This window comes from Bacteroides sp. RTP31139st1_H2_RTP31139_211217 (assembly GCF_040227615.1).
GTDB lineage: Bacteria > Bacteroidota > Bacteroidia > Bacteroidales > Bacteroidaceae > Bacteroides > Bacteroides uniformis.
Genome location: NZ_JBCNZM010000003.1, coordinates 4,149 through 7,990, shown reverse-complemented (window position 1 = coordinate 7,990; position 3,842 = coordinate 4,149). Strand labels below are relative to the sequence as shown.

Below are 3,842 nucleotides of genomic sequence, written 5' to 3'. Positions count from 1 at the left end.
CCGTATCCCCCTCAAAAGGAGTAGAAAGCACCAACTTTGAGTGGGTAACGCTGAACTGCTTCGGGTCGTACAGCAAGGCACAGTCGATGCCCCGTCTGTCCGGTCCTTCATAATGCACGAACTCATAATTGGAAATGGCCGGCTGCTTCACGAGGTCTTCCAGCACCCGGCTGTTCTCCGCCTCTGCCACACCGATGAATGCCGGACCTTCCGGCACTAAATCACGCGAAAGGGAACCCAACACTTTGGAAAGGTTCTGCAGCTTGGACTCATACTTCTTTGCCGTCCATTGGTAACTGCCGTCGGGCAGGAACTCATAGTCATTCTTACCTGCATCATGAATCGTATCAAACAAGTTCTCAAGATTGTAGAACGCAACACTATACAGTTTCCGTTCCGCATTTTGTGCCCCCAGCGTTGCCACGCACAGCCAGAAAGAGCATAAGACAAGTAGTTTCCTCATAAATTCACAAGATTAAGTCCTGCAAAAATCAGAAATAAAATGCGATAAACCTACTAAATAAAAATAAATCTGAATTTATTTTGTAGAGTCTCCAACTTGCACTATCTTTGCGCTCTGAAAAGAAGACCATTACACTATTTATTACCAAAATAGTAACAGAATATAAATTTTTAAAAGAAAATATCAAAATGAAAAAAGGTATTCATCCTGAAAATTACCGTCCGGTAGTATTTAAAGATATGTCAAATGGTGATGTATTCTTGTCTCGTTCCACTTGCAACACGAAAGAGACTATCGAATTCGAAGGTGAAACTTATCCGCTGGTAAAGCTGGAAATCTCCAGCACCTCTCACCCGTTCTACACAGGTAAGTCTAAGCTGGTTGACACTGCCGGTCGTGTTGATAAGTTCATGAGCCGTTACGGTAACCGTAAGAAATAATCAGTTTTCAAGCAAACTGAAAAAAGGGAGTCTTTCACTGAAAGGTTCCCTTTTTTGTTTCCGCCTCCCACTGCAGGACCGATAAATAGGGAATCTCCTATCACAGAATAGGGAAAAAAACGAGAAAGGGAAAAAACACTTCCCTATTTTTGTATCATCAAAACCGAAAACATATACTAATCATGAAACGACTTGCCACCCTATTCATCCTGACAATCCTTGTCGCAACGGCAGGATTTGCCAAGCCCCAAAAGTACAAAGATTTAAGCGGGAACATCGCTGTCAAAGGAGAATTGACAAAAGAGTACCGGCAATCTCCCGCCGGTACACCGGTCATTATCCGCCGGGTTGTCAAAATGAAGAATCCCGGTGAAAGCAGCAACAACATTTACTATGCTGTCGAAATGAACGGCATGCAAGAGACCATTCCTTCGAATGAGATGGGGCACATTGCCATATCCGCTCCGCAAACCGACCGGGAATTCTGGCAGCAGATATACTTGAAAAACCATCTTTACGAATATTTCAGCGACCGCGGCTACAAGCACAAACTGCGCCAGGAAATCGACGAAGAGTGCCTGGACTATCTCGACAAACTGAATGAGATAGCCTATCAGGAAGATTACATCGTTTCGTACGTGCAGGGAGTGTTCTCCAAGTTGAACGCCACCACCATTGACAGCAATCGCGGGGAGAGTCTGAACATACGTATCATCCAGTCGCCCGAACCAGATGCCTTCATGCTTCCCAACGGCTCCATGGTTATCAGTACGGGCCTCCTCTGCACTCTTGATTCCGAAGACGAACTGGCCGCCGTCATCGCATGTGAGCTGGGACATTTCGTCCTCGACCATCAGGTAAACAACATTTACCGTGCCGAGCGGCGTGCCAAGCGTGCAGCTTTTTGGGCAGATGTCTTTGCCACTACCGCCAGTGCAGCCCTCGATGTGGCCTACTGGGACGATAATGAAGATGCTTATGCCGTCAGTCTGGTGGCAGATATCGGAGCCATCGCTTCCCTTTTGAGCATTCCGGCAACGGACCGGTTGGGGATGAAATACAAAACTTCCCAGGAAATCTCTTCAGACCGCCTTGCGCGCCAACTTCTGGCATTCAAGGGCTATAATCCCGACGGAATCGCATCGGCCCTCAGTAAAATTATAGGGTATTACAACCTGCACCAGCGCAACAAGGACATTCCTCGCTACGGCAGCATCGGCGACCTGCAAAAGCGTATAGAAAAGGCCGGTGAATCCCATAGCTTGAGTGCCCGCCCCTACCTACGGACTACCAGCGATGTCGTTTCTTTCAACGCAAGTATGAACTACGCCAACAAGCGCTATAAGGAAACTGCCCGGCTGATACGCAAGAACATTGACAACAGACTAGCCACGGACAATGACTACATCATCCTGGTAAAAGCGGAAATGGCACTGTCTAATACGGAAGAAGTGAACAACCGCTGCCTCGCCATGCTTGATAAAGCCCAGGAGATGGCAGGAACAAGCCCCAATCTGGACATATATAAACAAAAAATACTATTATTGATGCGCATGAACAAACAAGCCCAAGCCACCGATATACTGAAAGAATACATCATCTTGCTTTCGGCCTACGAAGGCCAGGGCATAGAAGGAACCGAAAAGGAATGGACCAATAAAGAGATAGGTTGGGCAAACCAAATGCTGGATAGGATAAGCAGAATATAGAGAAAGGAATAACTAAGAATAAAGAATGAAGAATTTGTCATGCGGCATCATTGCGCAGCCAAATTCTTCATTCTCAGTCATTTATTCAAACTACTGTTTGCGGAACGGCGGCTTCACAACCACAGCTTTCAGCTTACGTCCCCGCATGTCAATGCAGATTTCCGTACCGACCTTGCTGTATTCGGGCCTGATATACCCCATTCCGATACCAATCTTGCGGGTAGGCGACATAGTTCCGGAGGTAACCACACCGATGGCAGTACCGTCTGTACTATACAGCTCGTAACCATGACGGGGGATACCGCGGTCTATCATTTCAAATCCCACCAACTTACGGGTAGTGCCTTCCGCTTTCTGTTTTTCCAGCATCGGGCGATTGGTGAAGTTCTTTCCCTCCACAAACTTGGTAATCCATCCTAAACCCGCTTCAATGGGCGAAGTGGTGTCATCCAAATCATTGCCATACAAACAGAAGCCCATTTCCAGACGAAGCGTATCGCGCGCACCCAGACCAACTGGCTTAATGCCGAACTCCGCGCCTGCCTCGAACACGGCATCCCAAATCTTCATGGCAGCCTCCGGATAGAAGTAAAGCTCAAAACCACCCGCACCGGTATATCCGGTATTGGAGATAATGACATCCTTTTCTCCGGCAAACTCACCGTGGGTAAAAGTATAGTAAGGAAGGTCGGAAAGATTAATGGAAGTCAGCTTCTGCAAAGCCTGAATAGCCTTCGGTCCTTGCACAGCAAGCTGTGCCATGTGCTCGGAAGCATTTTCCAATTCAGCGCCTTCCGTGTTATGAGACACACACCAGTTCCAGTCTTTCTCAATGTTCGACGCATTCACGACAAGCAGGTATTTCTCCGGCTCATAATGATAGACCAGAAGGTCGTCCACAATGCCTCCATTTTCATTTGGGAAGCAGGTATACTGTACTTTCCCCGGTGTGAGGGCAGCTACGTTATTGGAAGTCACTTTCTGCAGAAAGTCCAAAGCATGGGGACCTTTCACCCAAAATTCTCCCATGTGTGAGACGTCGAATACACCGACACCCTGACATACTGTAAGATGCTCGTCAATGATGCCGGAATACTCGATAGGCATATTATATCCCGCAAACTCGTGCATCTTGGCACCCAGCGAGATGTGTTTTTCGGTAAACGGAGTGGTTTTCATGGAACTATTAGAGTTATGAGTTATGAATTATCTATTTGCTTGCTACGAGCT

At 47.1% G+C, this 3,842-nt stretch carries 3 protein-coding genes and 1 pseudogene; 2 read left to right on the top strand and 2 right to left on the bottom strand.

Features of this window, described 5'->3' with window-relative positions:
- Nucleotides 1-463: pseudogene (locus tag ABUA47_RS00850) on the bottom strand (endonuclease/exonuclease/phosphatase family protein); the annotation flags it as partial.
- Between the two features lie 188 nt (nucleotides 464-651).
- On the opposite strand from ABUA47_RS00850, the gene ABUA47_RS00845 reads away from it, so the two are divergent.
- Entirely contained in the window at nucleotides 652-903 is a 252-nt protein-coding gene (locus ABUA47_RS00845; protein ID WP_005835945.1) for a type B 50S ribosomal protein L31, read from the top strand.
- Between the two features lie 182 nt (nucleotides 904-1,085).
- Nucleotides 1,086-2,612: a M48 family metallopeptidase gene (locus ABUA47_RS00840; RefSeq protein ID WP_035449408.1), complete on the top strand. Its 1,527-nt coding sequence runs from the start codon at nucleotides 1,086-1,088 to the stop codon at nucleotides 2,610-2,612.
- A 90-nt stretch (nucleotides 2,613-2,702) separates the two neighbouring features.
- On the opposite strand, the gene gcvT is transcribed toward ABUA47_RS00840, so the two are convergent.
- The gene (gcvT, locus tag ABUA47_RS00835; protein ID WP_035449409.1) at nucleotides 2,703-3,791 is read right to left on the bottom strand and encodes a glycine cleavage system aminomethyltransferase GcvT; all 1,089 of its coding nucleotides are present in this window, start codon (nucleotides 3,789-3,791) and stop codon (nucleotides 2,703-2,705) included.
- Nucleotides 3,792-3,842 lie beyond the last annotated feature (51 nt).

Excerpts from the sequence above, each read along its gene's own strand:
- ABUA47_RS00845 (WP_005835945.1), top strand. The coding sequence starts at position 652 with ATGAAAAAAGGTATTCATCCTGAAAATTACCGTCCGGTAGTATTTAAA.
- ABUA47_RS00840 (WP_035449408.1), top strand. The coding sequence starts at position 1,086 with ATGAAACGACTTGCCACCCTATTCATCCTGACAATCCTTGTCGCAACG.
- gcvT (WP_035449409.1), bottom strand. The coding sequence starts at position 3,791 with ATGAAAACCACTCCGTTTACCGAAAAACACATCTCGCTGGGTGCCAAG.